Source organism: Larkinella sp. VNQ87, from assembly GCF_049445795.1.
GTDB lineage: Bacteria > Bacteroidota > Bacteroidia > Cytophagales > Spirosomataceae > Larkinella.
In genome coordinates this window covers 202,156-220,664 of sequence record NZ_JBMSDT010000009.1, presented here as the reverse complement: position 1 = coordinate 220,664, position 18,509 = coordinate 202,156, and the positions used below count along the sequence as shown (strand labels likewise).

Here is an 18,509-nt window from a genome sequence, read left to right as displayed (position 1 = left end):
TGTATTGTATATATTTTAGTTATATTATTATGGTTGAAAACCAACTCGATCTTCGGGATGAAAAATGACTATTTACGCGGACGCGGGGCGCAATATAATGCTTCAAATCGCTTTCAACTTCTTCAGATAGAACCTGATCCGGCACAAAATGTTCCTGATGAGGACTTTCCGGAACCAACAGTCAAGACCCGGTTTTACGAAGACAATCCGAAGAAGATCGTGAGTCGCCCCGAAAGCCCTGATGTCGGGTTTATGGCATCCGTCAATCCCTACCTGGGCTGCGAACATGGCTGTATTTACTGCTACGCCCGCAACTCGCACGAATATTGGGGCTTTTCGGCGGGGCTGGATTTCGAGAGTAAAATTATGGTCAAGAAAAACGCTCCGGCCTTGCTGGAAAAGGAATTTCTGTCAAAAAAATACCAGCCCGAAGTGATTCATTTGTCGGGAAATACCGATTGTTACCAGCCCGCCGAACGCCAGTTTCAGTTGACGCGCCGAATCCTGGAGCAATGCCTGGCTTATCGAAATCCGGTCAGTATTCTGACCAAAAATGCCCTGGTTTTGCGCGACAAAGATCTTCTGACGCAACTGGCGGCTCAAAACCTGGCGATGGTGCTGGTATCGATCACGACCCTGAACGAAGACCTGCGGCAGCGAATGGAACCCCGGACGGTGACAGCCCGGCGCCGATTGCAGGTCATTCGCGAATTGAGCAGCGCTGGTATTCCGGTCGGTGTCATGACGGCGCCCATCATTCCCGGGCTCAACGATCCCGAAATTCCGAAACTGGTGGAAGCCGCAGCTCAACACGGGGCCATCTGGGCGGGCTATACGGTTGTGCGGCTGAACGGTGCCATCGGCCCGTTGTTTGAAGACTGGATTCGTAAAAATTTCCCCGACCGGGCCGACAAGGTGCTGAACCAGATTCGGGATTGTCACGGCGGACAGCTCAGCGACTCGCGGTTCGGAACCCGGATGGCGGGCGAGGGTAAGTTTGCTGAACAAATCCGACAGTTTCACGCGCTGGCGGTTAAAAAGTACATGCCGAATGCCGGTTTGCCGAAGCTCGATACCACCCGGTTTTTGCGCAAACGCCAATTGTCACTTTTTGATTAAGGTGGTCTTGACTTCAAAGTAGCGGATAGCTGGGCGACTGAATCGGTTTTTGAAATCCGACTGCCGACCTGGTGCGTTAGTAAGGCAATACCAAATTAATTGACCAACGTTATGAGTTACATTCAAGCTGGAACCGGTCGCAACGGCGAGCCGATCAATCTGTTCTATCAGGACTGGGGAACGGGAAATCCCGTCGTATTGATTCACGGTTGGCCCCTAAGTCATGAAATGTGGGAATATCAGCTAACGGAATTGCCAAAACATGGGCTGCGTTGCATTGCCTACGACCGTCGGGGATTCGGAAAATCGTCCAAACCTTGGGATGGCTACGATTATGATACGCTGGCCGACGACCTGAAGGCGGTTTTGGAGGGCCTGGATCTGCAAAACGTAACGCTCGTTGGCTTCTCGATGGGTGGGGGCGAAGTGGTGCGGTATTTGAGTCGGTATGGATCGGATCGGGTATCGAAAATTGTGCTGATAGGTGCCGTAACTCCCTTTATGCTGAAAACCGACGACAATCCGGATGGTGTCGATCCGTCGATTTTTGAGAAGATGCTGGAGCAAATGCAGGCCGACCGGGCCGACTTTCTGGCATCTTTTGGTAAACAGTTCTACGGCGTCAGCCTGCTCAGTCACCCGGTGAGCGATTCACACCTGAAATGGGACCAGACCCTGGCCCTGCTGGGTTCACCACGAGCGACGATCGAATGTGCCAAAGCCTTCTCCAGCACCGACTTCCGGGCGGATCTTTCGGCGGTTACCGTTCCGACGCTCATCATCCACGGCGACGCCGACGCGACGGTTCCCTTTAAATCATCCGGACAGAAAACGCACGAAATGATTCCGCAGTCGCAGTTGCTGGTTTATGAAGGCGCTCCACACGGCCTGTTCTTCACCCAAAAAGACCAACTGAACGAAGACCTGCTCTCGTTTTTGAATTAAGAATTAAGAGTTAAGAGTTATGAATTGGCTCCGCCACTTTACAGGCAACGGCGGAGCCAACTCATAACTCTTAACTCAAATCCCGTATTCCGTGATTTTGCGGTAGAGCGTAGTCAGACCGATGTTGAGCAGACGGGCGGCTTCGGTTTTGTTGCCGTGAGTGTAGCGCAGAACGGAACGAATGTGATTTTCTTCGACCTGCGCCAGCTCAAAAACCGGTCCGGTGGGGGCTGGGTTTCCGGCTTGAACCAGATCATAGGGCAGGAGTTCGGGCGTTAGTTCAGGGCCATCGGCCAGAATCACAGCGCGCTCGATGACGTTTTTAAGCTCCCGGATGTTGCCTTTCCAGGGGTGTTGTTGCAGTTTTTGCCGAAAATCCGGATTCAGGTGAATGTCCCGTTTGCCAATTTTCAGGGCACTTTGGCGCGCAAACTGTTCGGCCAGGGCCGGAATGTCGTCACGCCGGTTGCGTAGCGCCGGAAGTTCAATGCGAAATACGGAAAGCCGGTAATACAGATCGAGCCGGAAATGCCCGGCCGTGGCCTCCTGTTCGAGGTCGCGGTTGGTGGCGGCTATGACACGCACATCCACTTTCGTCGGTTTGGTATCGCCGACCCGCATAAACTCCCGGTTTTCGAGCACGCGCAGCAGCTTGGCTTGCAGATCAAGCGCCATTTCGCCAATTTCGTCCAGAAAAATCGTGCCTTTGTGAGCCTCTTCGAACAAGCCTCTTTTGTCGCGGCTGGCACCGGTAAAAGCGCCCGCCCGGTGTCCGAACAACTCACTTTCGAGAATTTCCTTCCCCAATGCGCTGCAATTGACGGCAACAAACGCGCCCATCCGCCGGGGACTGGCCTGGTGGATAGCCTGCGCAAAAACCTCCTTGCCGGTGCCGGTTTCGCCGGTTAGCAACACAGTCGTGTCGGTAGCCGCTACTTTTTGGGCCAGTTCGACGGCTTGTTGGATGGCTTTCGATTGGCCGACAATGCTCTCAAAACCGTAGCGTTTGCTGACTTTCTCTTCCAGTTGCCGAATCCGGAACTGCAATTGCGCTTTCTCAACGGCCCGGCTGACGAGCGGCAGAATCCGGTCGTTGTCGTCGCCCTTCGTGATGTAATCGAACGCGCCGTTTTTGATAGCCATGACGCCATCTGCAATTGTCCCGAAAGCCGTTAACACGATAATTTCGGTGGCGGGATAATGCTGTTTGATCTGGGCCGATAGCTCGATGCCGTTTTTGTCCGGCAATTTTACATCGCTGATCACCAGATGTACCTCCTGATGTTCCAGAATTTGCAGGCCGTTGCGGGCGGTATCGGCTTCCAGAACCTGGTACCCTTCGAGGCTGAGCAGCCGGGCCAGGAGTTGTCGAAGCCGGATTTCGTCGTCAATGATGAGAAGTGTGCCTTGCATGGGCGCAAAGATAGAAAAACCTGGTTGCGTTAGACGGTGACCGCCCGCAGGGTTTTCACGTAGTCAGAAGGGGTCTGGCCCATGATGCCTTTAAATTGCCGATTAAAGTTGGAGAGTGTTCGATAACCGCTCTCGTAGCTGACCTGCGTTACGCTTAACTTGCCTTCCATCAGGAGTTTGCAGGAATGGCCGATGCGAATTTCCGAGACAAATTCCGAAAATGTTTTATTGGCCCGCGCCTTGAAATACCGGCAGAATGCCGGGGGCGTCATCCCGGCCAGGTCGGCGACGGTTTCCAGGCTGATCTCGTCGTGAAAATGCCCCAGCACGTAATCGTGGACCTGCTGCATGCGGTCGGTTTCCGACGGTTTTACGGTATTGGTATACCCCAGACTCGTGATGTAGCGGTAATCCGAGGCATGCGAAAGTTCGTCGAGCAGGTGCAGCAGCGTCATCACCCGGCCGAAGCCAACGGGTTGGGTGGTCAGTTTTCGGAGCGTTTCCTGCACCAGCGTGCGGGTGGCACCGGTCCACTCAAGGCCGCGTCGGGCGTGCTGGAGCAGTTGCTGCATCAGGTTCATTTCCGGTTTGTCGAAGAAATGCTCGCCCAGAAAATCCTCCGGAAAGTAGACGACAATGCCCCGGGTCGTCAAACCGGAATCTTTCTGGAAATAAGGCTGGTCGCTGCGCCAGAGGTGGGGGAGGTTAGGCCCCAGAAAAACCAGGTCACCTTCGGCAAACGGTTTGATGGAATCTCCGATAAACCGGGTCCCGGTGCCTTCTTCAACCAGAAATAACTGGAAGTGCGGGTGGAAATGCCAGTTTGCGTCGAAGTGGGCTTCTACGAGTTCTTTGACGATAAACGAGGAAGCAACGGGTTCGAGGTCTTTTCGTAGCGCATTCCGCATGGTTTTTTCTCTCTTTTGCTGTCTTTGACAAATTTATCAAACTTTTTTGGTTAAAATACAACCGGTAATAGACAAGAAAAGCCGAGCTAACCCTTGATTTCTTGCTTACTTTTGTAGTAATTGTCTGAGAATAAATAGGAATAAGCCGGAATGAAAATCAACATTGCCATTGTTGGACTGGGCTTCGGAGCCGAGTTCATCCCCATTTACCAGCGCCACCCGCATACGAACATGTATGCCATCTGCCAGCGGAATACCGAGAAACTGAACGAAATCGGCGATGCTTTTGGCATCGAGAAACGGTACAGCGATTTCGATGAACTGCTGAAAGACCCGGACATTGACGCCGTTCACATCAACTCGCCGATTCACAACCACGCTGAACAATCGCTGAAGGCGCTGCGGGCGGGGAAACACGTCGCCTGTACGGTACCGATGGCAACGACGGTAGAGGAGTGCATGGAAATCGTGAAAGCCTGCAAGGAGTCCGGCAAAAAGTATATGATGATGGAAACGGTGGTGTACAGCCGGGAGTTTCTGTTTGTCAAGGAACTGTATGAGAAGGGTGAACTTGGTAAAATCCAGTTCCTGAAAGCAAGCCACCAGCAGGACATGGATGGCTGGCCCGGCTACTGGCCCGGTTTGCCGCCGATGCACTACGCGACGCACTGCGTAGGTCCAGTGGCCGGTTTGTTGAAACTGGAAGCCGAATATGTTTCGTGCTTTGGTTCGGGTACCATTCGGGAAGAACTGATCCCGCATTACAATTCGCCGTTTGCCATTGAATCGGCGCACATCAAGTTCAAAGACAGCGACTTGTCGGCTTATGTGTACCGGTCGTTGTTCGACACGGCCCGGCAGTACCGCGAAAGTTTTGAAGTGTACGGTTCGCAGAAATCATTTGAATGGCCGTTGATCGAAGGCGAAGATCCGGTGATTCATACCGCTAAAAAACCGGAACACGAAATCCCCGAACGGGTGAAAGTGCCGGACTATGCGCATTACCTGCCCGCTGAAATTCAGCAGTTTACCACACAGGGCGTTTATGACCTGGACGAAAATACGCACCTGTCGTTTGTGCAGGGCAGTGGACACGGCGGCTCGCACCCACACATGGTTCACGAGTTTGTGTCGGCCATTGTCGATGACCGTGATCCCTTCCCAAATGCCGTTCAGTCCGCCAACTGGACAAGCGTCGGGATTCTGGCCCACGATTCGGCGATGGACGGCGGCAAGCTGAAGAACCTACCCGATTTCGGAAGCTTGTAAAGGCAAGCGGTTTTTAGTTTACAGTTTTCGGTTGCTCTGCTTGTTGGAACACCGAAAACCGTATACTGAAACTGTAAACCGTCACCGCTACTTACGCTGAATAATCAGTCTGTTAAACAACCCAATATGAGAAAGTATAACTTATTCCTAACCCTTAGCCTGTTGGTTTTGCTGACCGAGTGTGCCCGGCGGCAACCGGCCAGCAGTCCGCGCGACATGGGCGGACGTCCGGGGGTGTCGGCCACCAATTCCGACCGGCCGCGCCGGACGGAAATTCTGTTTCTGGGGGACAACGGTCATCACCGACCGGCCGAACGCGTGCCGGAAATCATGGCTGCCCTGGGCGATAAAGGCATTAACTTTACGTACACCGATCGGCTGGAAGACCTGAATGCCGAGAATCTGTCTAAATACGACGGGTTACTGATTTACGCGAACTGGGATAGCATCCCGGCTCCGCAGGAAAAAGCATTGCTTGATTTTGTTGCCAGTGGAAAAGGATTAATCCCGGTTCATTGCGCTTCGTTTTGTTTCCGGAACTCACCGGAATACGTCAAGATGGTGGGCGGTCAGTTCTGGCGGCACCGGATGGATACCATTCAAACGCTGACGGTACAGCCCGGCCACCCGGCCATCATGGGCCTGAAACCGTTCAAGGCGTACGATGAAACCTATCTGCACAGCCAGTTGCAGCCCGACAACAACGTGCTGGCGGTTCGTGACATCAAAGCCGATCAGGAGAAGGATAAGCCCGGCCAAAAAACCGAGCCCTACACCTGGACGCGCAGCTACGGCAAAGGCCGGGTTTTCTACACGGCTTACGGCCACGACCAGCGCACCTGGAACGTACCCGGTTTTCAGGATTTACTGGAGCAAGGTATTTTGTGGGCCGTCGGCGATAAAGTTAAAAAGCTGCACGATGATCTGAAACCGCAGACTTTCCAGTATGTCGAGGCCGATCTGCCTAACTATGAAAAACGCTCGGGTCCATTGCTCCGGCAGTTGCCGCTGTCACCCGAAGAGTCGATGAAGCACATTCAGGTGCCGGTCGATTTTACGCTGGAACTGTTCGCTCACGAACCCAACGTCATGCACCCGATTGCGATGGCTTGGGATGAACGCGGTCGGCTTTTTGTGTTGATTACCAAGGACTATCCCAACGAGCGCAAGGATTCAGGCGGGAGTGACTACATTGTGATCTGCGAAGACACCGACAAAGACGGCAAGGCCGACAAGTTTACCAACTTTGCCGAAGGACTGAGCATCCCGACGGGCCTGACGTTTTACAACGGCGGGGTTATCGTCTCGCAGGCTCCGCACATGCTGTTCCTGAAAGATACCAACGGCGACGACAAGGCCGACGAGAAGAAGATTCTGTTCTCCGGTTTTGGTACGGGCGACACCCACGCCGGACCGTCTAACCTGCACGTCGGTTTCGACAACTGGATCTGGGGCTGCGTCGGGTATTCGGGGTTTGTCGGGAAAGTCGGGCAGGATAGCCTGAAATTCGGACAGGGATTTTTCCGGTTTAAACCGGATGGTTCGAAGCTCGAATACGTCACGAGTACGTCCAACAACACCTGGGGCTTTGCTTTCAACGAAACCGGTGATGTATTTGGCTCAACGGCCAACAACTCCCACGGCTGGTACCTGGCGATTCCGCACCGGTATTTCCCGGGCAACTACGGCAGCGGAAGTCGCAGCACTGACACGCACAAGGACATGAAACCGATCACCGACAAGGTGCGGCAGGTCGACGTATTTGGTGGATTTACGGCGGCTGCCGGGCACAATTTTTACACCGCCCGCGCTTTCCCGAAAAGTTACTGGAACAAAGTCGCTTTCGTAACGGAACCCACGGGCCACATCGTTCACCAGAACATCATGGTGAAAAACGGCACCGATTTCGAAGATACCGAAGGCTTAGGCTTCAACCTGCTGGCCGGGGCCGACGAATGGGTCGCGCCGGTTTTTGCCGAAGTAGGGCCCGACGGAGCGGTTTGGGTGGTCGACTGGTACAGCTTTATTATCCAGCACAATCCGACGCCGTCCGGCAAGAGAAATGGTCAGGGAAATGCCTACGAAACCGACTTAAGGGATTTTACGCACGGTCGCATTTACCGCGTTGGGTACAAAAAAGCACCGGCTTACACACCGTTGTCGTTGAGTAAAGACCGCCCGCAGGAACTGGTAGCGGCTCTGAAAAACAACAATATGTTCTGGCGGCAGACGGCCCAGCGGTTGCTGGTGGAGCGGAATCAGAAAGACGTGGTGCCGCAATTGCTGGAACTGGTGAAAGATCAGTCGCTGGATGAAATCGGCATCAACCCGGGCGCGATTCATGCACTCTGGACGCTGCACGGCCTGGGCGCACTCGATGGCTCCGACGCTAATGCCATTCAGGTAGCTACAGCCGCATTGAAACATGCCTGCGCCGGGGTTCGCAAAACCGCCGTTCAGGTGTTGCCGCGCAACGAAGCTTCGGTGAATGCGCTGTTGCAGGCTAATGCCTTGAACGACAAGGAACCGCTGGTGGTGTTGAACACCCTGCTGGCCCTGAGCGATATGCCCTCAAGTCAGGCGTCTGAAACCGCCATTCTGACCCGGTTGAACAACGCCAAGGAAATCAACGACCGTTGGTTGCCGGATGCATTTGCCTGTGCGCTCACGAGCCACGACGGTAAGCTAATGCAGACATTTCTGAAGCAAATGGTGCAGAACAGCAAAAACGGCGCGAAAGCTCAGGAGTCGATGAGTGGGCACCATGATCACGGCGCGATGGCGGCACAGACCACCACGCAAGCCGAAGCTCCGACGTCATCGAACCAGCCGGATCTGGTCATTACTAAAATTCGGACGGAACCCACCTCGCCGTTCGTCCGCGAATCAGCCCGGATTTTTGTAGAAGTGACTAATAAAGGTGGGGTGGCTATTCCGGCCGGGACACCGATTCCGCTCGCGATTCGCATTGAAGGACAGGGCCGGAAAACGGAATACGTGAGCCAGAAGCACACGGCGGGTATCAAACCCGGTGAAACCGTGACGATTCAGGAGGGGAATAACGGTCCCTGGAATACGGCGTTCAACGTTTCGTATGACCGGGCAGGAGATTACAATATCGTAGCAACGGTCGACGGTAACAACGTGCTGGCGGAAGGCAACGAGCGCAACAACAGCCTGACCCAAAAGCTCACGTATCGTCTGCCGCAGAATATGAACGCCTATGTGCTGGAGCGGACAATTCGGAATTACACGGTGGCTGCCCCCACGGATTCGGTGATTGCCCTCCTGCGGGTTACGCAGCAACTCGACCCGGCGGGAAGCACGGCGGTTTTGAAAGGCATTTCGGAAGGCTGGGCACCACGCCGGAAGGCAACTCTGAACGATGCGGATAAATCATTCGTGGCCAGTTTGGTCAACACGATTCCGTCGGAAAGCCGGGATCGCATGGGCCGGGTGTTGCAGGCCTGGGGCGTTTCGGCTGAACAGGCTGCCGACCCGAATGTCGAAACCGTCCGCATTAAACCGGTCAAGGAAGCGCTGCAATTTGACAAGAAGGAGTTTTCGGTAACGGCAGGTAAATCGGTGGAAATCATCTTCGAGAACATCGATGCCATGCAGCACAACGTGGTGATCGGGAAACCGAAATCGCTGGAAATCATCGGTGCGGCTGCCGATAAACTGATTACGGCGAAAGACGGCGCGGAAAAGAATTACGTGCCGACGATTCCGCAGGTCATTGCCGCCACGCCCCTGGTGAACCCCGAACAGACTTACCGGCTCAAATTCACGGCTCCGGCGCAACCCGGTGATTATCCGTTCGTTTGTACGTTCCCGGGCCACTGGCGCATCATGAACGGCATCATGCGGGTAAAAGCCGCCCCGACCGAAAAAACCGCTAAATGAGTTAGGAATTAAGAGTGATGAGTTAAGAGTTGGCTTCGCTGGGTGGTAACACCGGGTAGGACCAACTCTTTGCTTTTTATGGGATTTTTACGCAGCTAGCAATGTTGCCGGGAAGGACATTTTGTATAAGCCAATACAACGAAAATGGTGGCTAACGATTGGTGTAAAACCGTTGTTAAAGCGTACAGGAATCCTTTAACTCATCATTCTTAACTCTTAACTCTTAACTCCTTTGGTATTGGGTGAATGGTGAGTTGAGGGATTCGGATGCTGAAGGCGCTGCCCTGGCCGAGTGTGCTGCTGAGGCTCAGTTTCCAGTGGTGGGCCTTGACAATTTTCTGGACGTAGCTTAAACCGAGTCCAAACCCTTTGACACTGTGAGTATTAACGCCCGGTGCCCGGTAATAAGCGTTGAAGACATAGGGCTGGTGTTCAGGCGCGATGCCGATTCCATTATCCTGAACGGTAACGATTAACTGCCCATTGAAAGTGCGGGTAATCAACTGGATGAAAGGATTCTCCGGGGTATACTTAACCGCATTATCGACCAGATTCCCAATTACATTACCCAGATGCAACCGATCGGCCAGGATGATCGGGCTGTCGGCTTCCAGTTGCAGATGCAGGTAGTCGCCGTGCCGTTCCGCCAGGTGATAGAGCATCTCGTGCAGGTCGATGGGAACCGGATGGAGCTTAAAACCGCCTTTTTTTTCAGATCGGGCAACCGTCAGGACTGTTTCCACCTGTTGTTGCAGTCGGGTTGTTTCCTCCTGAACCATGCGCACGTACTTGAGCATCCGCTCGGGTTGTTCCATGATTTTCGGTGACGAGAGCACATCGGCTGCTAATTTAATGGAGGTAATCGGAGTCTGCAGCTCGTGCGTCATGTTGTTGAAGAACTCACGCTGCTCATCCGAATGGCTATTCTGCGTAAGCATACGGTAAAAAAGGTAAATGAAGAAACCGGTAATCAACAAAACGATGACAGAAGCTAAAATCCAGTTATCCAACTGGTGAGTCAGGTATTGAACCTGTCTGGGAAAATGGACAACGAAGTAATAGGGAGAAGCGGCCGGGTTCTTAGTTCCGGAAACCGGGGCAGATGCCAGGAGGGAAGGTTGCCGGGATGCGTTTTCGTAAACCAGTTTTCCCACCTGATCGTCATAAATGCCGTACTCAAAATCGGTAAGGACCTGATTGATTTCAAGTTGTGCCCCCAAATTAAATTCCAGTTTGCGCGAATCGATCGGGGTGGTAAGGCTGACCAGGTAATAGGAGGTGGAAAGAGGAACCACCTGTACGCCCATAGAATCACTGTTGATGCGGGCAACGCGCCGGGCAACTTCCCCGAGCGCTTTTGTTACAGATTGATGAAATTGCCGTTCGCGCAGCTCATAGGCTTTCCGGACCCAATACACCTGAGTAGACACGATACCAACCAGGGATAGCATGGAAAGCACAATCAAAACACGAGTAGACAGTCGCGACATATGGTATGTCAAATTAAAAAACGGAATGGAAGTATGCTGTTTAGACGGACAATGCATGCGCAGGTCAGCCTGTTAGAATACTTTTTTTTTTAAAAAATTACTATTAAGTAACCACACACGTTAACGACAACTGGAAATTTGCTTTGCTTTACTGGAGGTTGAGCGATTGGAAAGAGCCTTATTAGTGCTTAGTTATCAGACATTCAGAAGCCAAATATGGGTACTAATAACTTTAATTGGAACTTATAAATCAAGTAATTAGCAAATTATTGTATAGAATAAAAGTATGCTATCTAATACATTTGATCGCAAAGAGTTAGTATAAGTAGCCTAACTGCCAGATTTGAAGGGTGTTAGACTCAAGGGAGGGAATAAATAAAAAAAGCGTAGAGCAAAGGCTCTACGCAGAAATAATTTCCCATTTAAGTCTAGTGAAATTTTACCTATGCTTAGGATTCAGAAGTCGTTGATTCCGGAGCGGAGGTAGTCGCCGGAGTTGTTCGGGACCGGCTGCGGGTCGGGGTACTTTTGGTGGCCGGTGCGGTTTTTGCCTTGGCGGGCGCTTTCGGAGCGGGTGATACTTTAGAAGCTTGTGTTTCCGTTGCTGTTGAAGCAATGGGGGCCGCCTGGCCGTTCTGCTCGGCTTTTACGGTAGATTTCTTGGTTTTTTTGGCGGTTTTTTTGCTCTTTTCGTCGGCTTTCTTCTTGGCCTTCGCGGCTTGTTTTTTCTTCTTATCTTCTTCTTTCTTGAAGAGTTTGCTGATGCGGTCGGCTAATTTATCGGCAGACTTTTCGATGGCTTTTTTCACTTTTTTGGATTGCTTGCTAACTTCTGACAGCTTGGCTTCGATGGAACTAGCAATCTCCGTAGCCAGTGATTTTTTTTTGGTTTTCATACGGGTGCAATTGGATGGTAATTTGAGTGAGAAAAAAATCTACAAACAACTACGAAAAAAACGGGAAGAACAAAAGGTCTATGTTAACTTTTTGTTAAGTTTTGTCAGGAAATCCCAGCAGACGATTCCGGCACTGACCGCTATGTTGAGCGAATGCTTGGTCCCGAATTGCGGTATTTCCAGCACCTGGGCAGCTTTTTCGATCAATCCGTCGTGAACGCCGGTAACCTCATTACCAAACACGAAAGCGTATTTTTTGTTGGGTTCGGGCCGAAAATCCAGCAAGCTCAGGCTTCCCTCGGCTTGCTCGATGGCAATTAGGGTCCAGCCGGTTTTCGTCAGCCGTTCGCCCAGGGCCAGGATGTCAGGGACATACTCCCAGGCGACCGACTCGGTAGCTCCCAGGGCGGTTTTGGTAATGTCACGGTGGGGCGGGGTGCCGGTGATGCCGCAGAGGTAGATTTTTTCGGCCCGGAACGCGTCGGCCGATCGGAACACGGAGCCGACGTTGTTGAGGCTCCGCACATTATCCAGAATCAGACAGTACGGGTTTTTCGGGGCTTGTTTGAAATCCTCGACCGACAAGCGATTGAGTTCGTCGAGTGAAAGTTTACGCATTGGGTTGGGACTCAAGTTTTTCTTTAACGCAGTTTACGGAAGCTTGTGCAATTCCTAGATCTGGATGATTGAATTGGATCAAAGATTGGAGTGCTTTTTCATACCATTCAAGCGCTATGTTAAATTGGCCTTGTTCTTCGTAAACCCTGCCGATCTGATGGTAGCTGCCGCCTAGTGCAAATTTATTGCCGGTTTTGGTATACCACTCAATGGCTTTTTGATAGTTCTGTAAGGCTAACTCCCACTGCCGCTGTTCTTCGTAAACCATGCCGATCTGATGATAGAGGGCTCCCTGATTCCAATCTGTGAAATACGTAAAGCATTTTTGATAAGTGTCTAACGCTTCCTGAAAACGACGTTGATAAAGGTAAATTTGACCCAATCCAAAATAAAGAGAACCGCGTAGGAAATCATTTTCTTGTAAGCGCTCAGCAAGCGAAATGGCCTGATAGTAAGCATCCTCTGATTTAGTCCATTCATAGGCTTCGGCGTATTCTTCAGCCAGTAATTTGAGGATGTTAATCTTATCCTTCAGCAGGCGCGCTTTATCTCTGGAATCTAAATTAAGATGATGATACGCATCCAGCAGGTCACGGATTCGACTCTGCCGCTCTTCTACGTTACCGCGTTGCGGCAAACGTTCGGCGGGAATGGGCGCTGCGTTCTCCGGGAAGACAGGGTCATCGCCCTCAAACCGGAATTTGTAGGTGACCCAGCTCCAAAGGTCCGGTGCTTCCCGCTGGAGGGTGTGAAAAAACGAGTAGTCGGCCCAAAGGATAATTATGTACGGTACGTTCCGAAACAGCAGTTCCCGTTCCAGGTTGAGTTGGGCGGTCAAATCAGAGTGACGGATCCGGCCGTCTTCGCTCACGACCAGGCTGTTTTCCAACCCATAGACATTGACCACGTAGTGAACGGGTTGCGATTGGACAATCGACTCCGGTAGCTTCTCAGTTAATATGCGGAGTAGGGAGACAACAGGGAAAGGCGTCAGATCAATGGTGTGAAACTGGTATTCGGTTAATTCGGCGCGAAGAAAGACGGCAATTTCCTCCCGTCTGGAATAACTGTTGCACTCAATAAAAACGACGGTAGGCCTGTCGCGTTGGTGAAGCGCAAACAGAAGCTCGGCTTTGGTGTAGGCTTCGTCATTGTCCATCATGCGGAATGGTCACGAAAGGTGTCAACAAGGGGTTCAGTTTTGTGTGTCCGTTATATTTCAGCAGAATCAACTGGAACAACATTTCCCGCACTTTTTCATCGCCGAGTTGGCGGGTTGGTTTTTGCAGGGCTTCTAGGTGTTGCGAATCCAATAATTCATACATCTTGCGGCCCAACTCACGAATGGCAAGCTGAGCCGTTTCCAGCGAAGCCTTTTTACCCAGCGACTTTTTGATCACGCCGTTGACGATGATGAGCAGTTGGCGCATGCAACCGCCCGAACAACGTACACATTCATCCAGAACGCCGTCATCGAAAAATGTATCCACGTCAATCCGGCGACTGATCACTTCTTTGAAACACCGATTTGCCTGACTGTCCGGATCGCCCAGTTTAATCATCGGCATGATAACCTGGTTTGTAAAATTCACGGGCGAACGATCGATCAGGTAGTAGGCATGAATGGGAACAGCCGCAATCAGGTTGACCGAGAGCGATTTAAGTAGGTTGGAGTTCTGGACAAATAGGTAATCGTACATTTCGAACTTCAACTTCTCGGAGCCGTCGACAATGAAAAGAATATCCCGCCCTTTGCCGTTTTGTTTGAGTGCTTCCCGAATATCGACCAGGGCGAAATTGATTTTGGTGATGATATCCAGGGTGTTACGCTTAATTTCTTCTCTGATTTTAGTCGAGGTTTGGTTGCTTCCGGCAAAAATTCCTTTTGCAACCATTTTAAACTTAATCCAGTCCAACAGACTGAAACCACCGCCGGTTTCCAGGCTAACTTCCGTCTGAAAGTTTTCTTTCAGCTCTTTTTCGACGGTTTTATCCGAGAAGAAGAGTTTCGCCAGGTCGTTCAAGCCGCTCATCCCCACGGGAATACCGGCTTGTTGAACGGATTCTATTAATTTCAGAATAAACCAGACAAAAAAATCTTCGGGTTGAAATGAGCCGATTTCCATCTCTTCTTCAATGCTGAGAAAAACCGAGAAGTAGCGGTCGGGATGGTTCAGATCGTTGTGCAGTCTTTTCAGCTCTGTCGTCTTCCCACACCCCCGGTGACCCGAAAAGATGATTTTAACGTATTCATCGGTAACATCAACCAGTTGCCTGGTGTCCTGGTCGATGTTCAGTGTAAAATAAATGTCATTAATGAAATCCTCCCCCCGAACTTTATCAAAGTCAACATACAAGTTGTCCATGAATAAATCGGGATCAAAGTCGGGTTCGGTGACAGTGCGAGCTTGAAACGGATTCGTCACGGGATAGGAATATTGCGCCATCGGATCAATTTGTAACGGCTACGAAGGCCGTAGTCTAATTCGTAATTAAGACAAAGATTGCGTATTTTTGAATAAAAAACAGTACTGATTTGGCACATTCCGCATCGACCGCAAAACCGCAAAAGAACGCTAAAGAAACTCCCCTTAACCGGCAATACAACCAGATAAAAGCTAAGTACCCCGGTGCGATCCTGCTGTTTCGCGTGGGCGATTTTTACGAAACCTTCGGGGAAGATGCCGTGAAGGCTAGCCGGATTCTGGGCATCACGCTGACGAAACGCAACAACGGCGGGGCTAATGAGGATCTGGCCGGTTTTCCGCACCATTCGCTCGATACCTACCTGCCGAAACTCGTCCGGGCTGGTGAGCGCGTCGCCATCTGCGACCAGTTGGAAGACCCGGCGATGGCGAAGGGCATCGTGAAGCGGGGCGTGACGGAACTGGTGACGCCAGGCGTGTCGTTCAACGACAACGTACTCGACACCCGCCGGAACAACTACCTGGCCGCCGTCCATTTTGCCAAAGGAGCCAACCCCGAAGGCCAGTTTGGCGTCGCGTTTCTGGACATCTCGACGGGCGAATTTCTAACGGCCCAGGGCAATGCTGCCTATGCCGATAAACTGTTGCAGAGTTTTAACCCGTCGGAAATTCTGTTTTGCAAGAAATACCGCAAGGATTTTGTCGAACTGTTCGGCGATAAATTCAATACGTATACGCTGGAAGACTGGGCGTTTACGTACGATTTTGCCTACCCGCTCCTGACCCAGCACTTCCAGACCTCCTCGCTGAAAGGCTTTGGGGTTGAAGGGCTGACCGACGGCATTGTGGCCGCCGGGGTGGTGCTGCATTATTTGCACGAAACCGAACACAAGGAAGTCGGGCACATTGTCCGGCTGACGCGGCTGGAAGAAGACAAATACGTCTGGCTCGACCGGTTTACGATCCGGAACCTCGAACTCGTTACCTCGCAGCAGGACGGTGGGATTCCGCTGATTCAGATTCTGGACCAGACCGTGACCCCGATGGGCGCGCGCTTGCTGCGGAAATGGCTCTTGCTGCCGCTGAAAGATAAACCGTTGATTGAGGAACGTCTGAATACGGTTGAACTGCTGAAAGACAGCCAGCCGGAGGAGGGGTCGGGTCCGGAAGGCTTGAGCCTGCGCGAAGCGCTGGAGCAGCACCTAAAACAAATCGGCGATCTGGAACGGCTGATTTCGAAGGTGGCCGTCCGGCGGATTTCGCCCCGCGAGATGGTGCAACTGAAGCGGTCGCTGGCGCACATTCTGCCGATTAAGGAGTTGCTGATTACGGCGCTGGCGCAGCATCCGATGACGACTTCGATTAAGAAATACGCCGATCAACTGAATTCCTGCACGTTTCTGGTCGACCGGATCGAAGCGGAACTGCGGGAGGATGCGCCGGTGGTGAGCAACCAGGGCGGGATGATCAAAAGCGGGGTCAATGCCGATTTGGATAGTCTGCACGCCATTGCATTTTCGGGCAAGGATTTTCTGGTACAGTTGCAAAACCGGGAAATTCAGCGGACGGGCATCGGTTCGCTGAAAGTGGCTTATAACAAGGTGTTTGGCTATTACCTGGAGGTGTCGAACGCCCACAAAGCCCGGGTTCCCGACGACTGGATTCGGAAGCAGACGCTGGTGAACGCCGAGCGCTACATCACGCCCGAACTTAAAGAGTATGAAGACAAGATTCTGAACGCCGAAGACCAGATTTTCATGATCGAGCAGCGGATGTTCAACGATCTGGTGCTGGCAGCCGGGGAGTACGTGGGGCACATCCAGCAGAATGCTAGGGTCATTTCGGTGCTCGATGTGCTGGCGTCGTTTGCCCGCGTGGCCGAGAAAAACCGCTACATAAAACCGACGATTACCAACGCGAAAGTCCTGCAAATCAGCGACGGCCGGCACCCGGTGATCGAGCAGCAACTGCCGCCGGGTGAACCGTACGTGCCGAACGACATTTACCTGGACGACGAAACCCAGCAGATCATTATCATCACCGGCCCGAACATGGCCGGGAAGTCGGCGCTGCTCCGGCAAACGGCCCTGATCGTGCTGATGGCCCAAACCGGCTGTTTTGTGCCCGCAACGGAAGCCGAAATCGGGATCGTCGACAAAATCTTTACGCGGGTGGGCGCGTCAGACAACCTTTCGCGGGGTGAATCGACGTTCATGGTGGAGATGACCGAAACCGCCAGCATCCTGAACAACCTCAGCGAACGGAGTCTGGTGATCATGGACGAAATCGGGCGCGGGACCAGCACCTACGACGGTGTTTCGATTGCCTGGTCGATTGCCGAGTACCTGCACAACCATCCGCAATACCGGGCTAAAACGCTATTTGCGACACACTACCACGAACTGAACGAACTGGCGAATGACTTTCCCCGGATCAAAAACTTCAACGTATCGGTGAAGGAAATGGGCAACAAAGTCATTTTCCTCCGGAAGCTGAAAGAGGGGGGAAGCGAGCACAGTTTCGGGATTCATGTGGCGCAAATGGCCGGAATGCCGACGAGCATCGTCAGCCGGGCGGGCGAAATCCTGAAGCAACTCGAAAGCCAGCGCGAAGGCTCCGGCGACTCCCACCGCGACGCTCTGCGCGACTTGCCCAAAGCCAGCGACATCACGCTCAAAATCTTCGAAGCCGGTGACCCCAAAGCCGAAGCCATCAAAGAAAAGCTCCGGAAAATGGACATCAATACGCTCACGCCGATTGAGGCCCTGCTGAAACTGAACGAGTTGCTGAAAATGGCGGAGTGAGGGCGCTGTTGAGAAATTTGTTTTAACTTGCTGAAATGAGACTCCATCCGGTTTTGCAAGATAAACTCCCGCAGGTGATTGCGCTGTTGCAAGCGCATCGGGTGAAAAGGGCGTATGCCTTTGGTTCCGTCTGTACCGATCGGTTTGATCATCAGAGCGATGTGGACCTGCTGGTTGATTTTGGTATCGACGAACCGTTTGATGGATACGCGGACAATTTCTGGAATTTAGAAGAGGAGCTACGGGGTTTATTAAACCGCCCGGTTGATTTGGTGCCGCAGCATACGCTCCGTAATCCGTACTTTATTGCTTCTGTAAACCGCACCCGGATTCCGCTGTATGAGTGAAGAGGTTAAGAAATATCTACAGGATATGTTGGACGCTGTAGAGGCTATTTATGCTTTTACAGAAAATACAGATTCGTTTTATCAATACAGAAATAACTTAATGCTAACTACGCTACGATCATGGAAATTAACGACGACCTGGAAATACAGATTTTTCATACCCTCGAACATCTCCGACGGGTAAATCAAAATCTGCGGCAGCATCTGGACGCAGAACAACCCAGTTCGCTCATGATTGAGCAGTATCAGGCAATGAAACAGCGTTTGACGGAGGAACTACAACACCTGATGTCACTGGCTACCGAAGTGACCTGGCAGGTGGCTGCGTGAAATATAAACTCTTCGAAGCTGGTGATTTTCAAACACCT

Annotated in this window: 14 protein-coding genes; 7 read left to right on the top strand and 7 right to left on the bottom strand. The window is 52.0% G+C overall.

Annotation, left to right across the window (positions count from 1 at the left end):
- Positions 1-57: 57 nt before the first annotated feature.
- Both ACO2Q8_RS17365 and ACO2Q8_RS17360 read left to right on the top strand, forming a co-directional pair.
- Positions 58-1,119: a PA0069 family radical SAM protein gene (locus ACO2Q8_RS17365; protein ID WP_423346111.1), complete on the top strand. Its 1,062-nt coding sequence runs from the start codon at positions 58-60 to the stop codon at positions 1,117-1,119.
- 111 nt (positions 1,120-1,230) lie between these two features.
- Positions 1,231-2,064 carry an alpha/beta fold hydrolase gene (locus ACO2Q8_RS17360; protein ID WP_423346110.1) on the top strand — a complete coding sequence of 278 codons (834 nt, stop codon included), beginning with the start codon at positions 1,231-1,233 and terminating at the stop codon, positions 2,062-2,064.
- Positions 2,065-2,139: 75 nt separating this feature from the next.
- On the opposite strand, the gene ACO2Q8_RS17355 is transcribed toward ACO2Q8_RS17360, so the two are convergent.
- Both ACO2Q8_RS17355 and ACO2Q8_RS17350 read right to left on the bottom strand, forming a co-directional pair.
- Positions 2,140-3,477: a sigma-54-dependent transcriptional regulator gene (locus ACO2Q8_RS17355; protein WP_423346109.1), complete on the bottom strand. Its 1,338-nt coding sequence runs from the start codon at positions 3,475-3,477 to the stop codon at positions 2,140-2,142.
- 29 nt (positions 3,478-3,506) lie between these two features.
- Positions 3,507-4,385, bottom strand: coding sequence for an AraC family transcriptional regulator (locus ACO2Q8_RS17350; RefSeq protein WP_423346108.1), 879 nt, complete (start codon positions 4,383-4,385; stop codon positions 3,507-3,509).
- Between the two features lie 150 nt (positions 4,386-4,535).
- Here ACO2Q8_RS17350 and ACO2Q8_RS17345 point away from each other — a divergent pair, with 150 nt between their 5' ends.
- Both ACO2Q8_RS17345 and ACO2Q8_RS17340 read left to right on the top strand, forming a co-directional pair.
- Positions 4,536-5,654, top strand: a complete 1,119-nt coding sequence (locus ACO2Q8_RS17345) for a Gfo/Idh/MocA family protein (RefSeq protein WP_423346107.1) — start codon at positions 4,536-4,538, stop codon at positions 5,652-5,654.
- A 126-nt stretch (positions 5,655-5,780) separates the two neighbouring features.
- Entirely contained in the window at positions 5,781-9,560 is a 3,780-nt protein-coding gene (locus ACO2Q8_RS17340) for a PVC-type heme-binding CxxCH protein (protein ID WP_423346106.1), read from the top strand.
- 209 nt (positions 9,561-9,769) lie between these two features.
- On the opposite strand, the gene ACO2Q8_RS17335 is transcribed toward ACO2Q8_RS17340, so the two are convergent.
- The 5 genes from ACO2Q8_RS17335 to ACO2Q8_RS17315 form a co-directional block, all read right to left on the bottom strand.
- Complete coding sequence (locus tag ACO2Q8_RS17335; protein ID WP_423346105.1) at positions 9,770-11,011, bottom strand: sensor histidine kinase; 1,242 nt, start codon at positions 11,009-11,011, stop codon at positions 9,770-9,772.
- Positions 11,012-11,499: 488 nt separating this feature from the next.
- On the bottom strand, positions 11,500-11,946 hold the full coding sequence (locus ACO2Q8_RS17330) for a hypothetical protein (protein WP_423346104.1): 447 nt from the start codon (positions 11,944-11,946) through the stop codon (positions 11,500-11,502).
- A gap of 78 nt (positions 11,947-12,024) precedes the next feature.
- Entirely contained in the window at positions 12,025-12,564 is a 540-nt protein-coding gene (locus ACO2Q8_RS17325; protein ID WP_423346103.1) for an RNA methyltransferase, read from the bottom strand.
- The gene (locus ACO2Q8_RS17320) at positions 12,557-13,726 is read right to left on the bottom strand and encodes a tetratricopeptide repeat protein (RefSeq protein WP_423346102.1); all 1,170 of its coding nucleotides are present in this window, start codon (positions 13,724-13,726) and stop codon (positions 12,557-12,559) included. The genes ACO2Q8_RS17325 and ACO2Q8_RS17320 overlap by 8 nt, the downstream gene beginning before the upstream one ends.
- Positions 13,713-15,011 carry a hypothetical protein gene (locus tag ACO2Q8_RS17315; protein ID WP_423346101.1) on the bottom strand — a complete coding sequence of 433 codons (1,299 nt, stop codon included), beginning with the start codon at positions 15,009-15,011 and terminating at the stop codon, positions 13,713-13,715. Before ACO2Q8_RS17315 ends, ACO2Q8_RS17320 begins: the two co-directional genes overlap by 14 nt.
- 89 nt (positions 15,012-15,100) lie before the next feature.
- On the opposite strand from ACO2Q8_RS17315, the gene mutS reads away from it, so the two are divergent.
- The 3 genes from mutS (at position 15,101) to ACO2Q8_RS17300 (ending at position 18,471) form a co-directional block, all read left to right on the top strand.
- Positions 15,101-17,794: a DNA mismatch repair protein MutS gene (gene mutS, locus ACO2Q8_RS17310; RefSeq protein WP_423346100.1), complete on the top strand. Its 2,694-nt coding sequence runs from the start codon at positions 15,101-15,103 to the stop codon at positions 17,792-17,794.
- 35 nt (positions 17,795-17,829) lie between these two features.
- On the top strand, positions 17,830-18,141 hold the full coding sequence (locus ACO2Q8_RS17305; RefSeq protein WP_423346099.1) for a nucleotidyltransferase family protein: 312 nt from the start codon (positions 17,830-17,832) through the stop codon (positions 18,139-18,141).
- 120 nt (positions 18,142-18,261) lie between these two features.
- Positions 18,262-18,471: a hypothetical protein gene (locus tag ACO2Q8_RS17300; protein ID WP_423346098.1), complete on the top strand. Its 210-nt coding sequence runs from the start codon at positions 18,262-18,264 to the stop codon at positions 18,469-18,471.
- Positions 18,472-18,509: the final 38 nt, after the last annotated feature.

Bases quoted from the DNA above. Each gene is read 5' to 3' on its own strand.
- ACO2Q8_RS17365 (WP_423346111.1), top strand. From the start codon at position 58: ATGAAAAATGACTATTTACGCGGACGCGGGGCGCAATATAATGCTTCA.
- ACO2Q8_RS17360 (WP_423346110.1), top strand. From the start codon at position 1,231: ATGAGTTACATTCAAGCTGGAACCGGTCGCAACGGCGAGCCGATCAAT.
- ACO2Q8_RS17355 (WP_423346109.1), bottom strand. From the start codon at position 3,477: ATGCAAGGCACACTTCTCATCATTGACGACGAAATCCGGCTTCGACAA.
- ACO2Q8_RS17350 (WP_423346108.1), bottom strand. From the start codon at position 4,385: ATGCGGAATGCGCTACGAAAAGACCTCGAACCCGTTGCTTCCTCGTTT.
- ACO2Q8_RS17345 (WP_423346107.1), top strand. From the start codon at position 4,536: ATGAAAATCAACATTGCCATTGTTGGACTGGGCTTCGGAGCCGAGTTC.
- ACO2Q8_RS17340 (WP_423346106.1), top strand. From the start codon at position 5,781: ATGAGAAAGTATAACTTATTCCTAACCCTTAGCCTGTTGGTTTTGCTG.
- ACO2Q8_RS17335 (WP_423346105.1), bottom strand. From the start codon at position 11,011: ATGCTATCCCTGGTTGGTATCGTGTCTACTCAGGTGTATTGGGTCCGG.
- ACO2Q8_RS17330 (WP_423346104.1), bottom strand. From the start codon at position 11,946: ATGAAAACCAAAAAAAAATCACTGGCTACGGAGATTGCTAGTTCCATC.
- ACO2Q8_RS17325 (WP_423346103.1), bottom strand. From the start codon at position 12,564: ATGCGTAAACTTTCACTCGACGAACTCAATCGCTTGTCGGTCGAGGAT.
- ACO2Q8_RS17320 (WP_423346102.1), bottom strand. From the start codon at position 13,726: ATGATGGACAATGACGAAGCCTACACCAAAGCCGAGCTTCTGTTTGCG.
- ACO2Q8_RS17315 (WP_423346101.1), bottom strand. From the start codon at position 15,011: ATGGCGCAATATTCCTATCCCGTGACGAATCCGTTTCAAGCTCGCACT.
- ACO2Q8_RS17305 (WP_423346099.1), top strand. From the start codon at position 17,830: ATGAGACTCCATCCGGTTTTGCAAGATAAACTCCCGCAGGTGATTGCG.
- ACO2Q8_RS17300 (WP_423346098.1), top strand. From the start codon at position 18,262: ATGGAAATTAACGACGACCTGGAAATACAGATTTTTCATACCCTCGAA.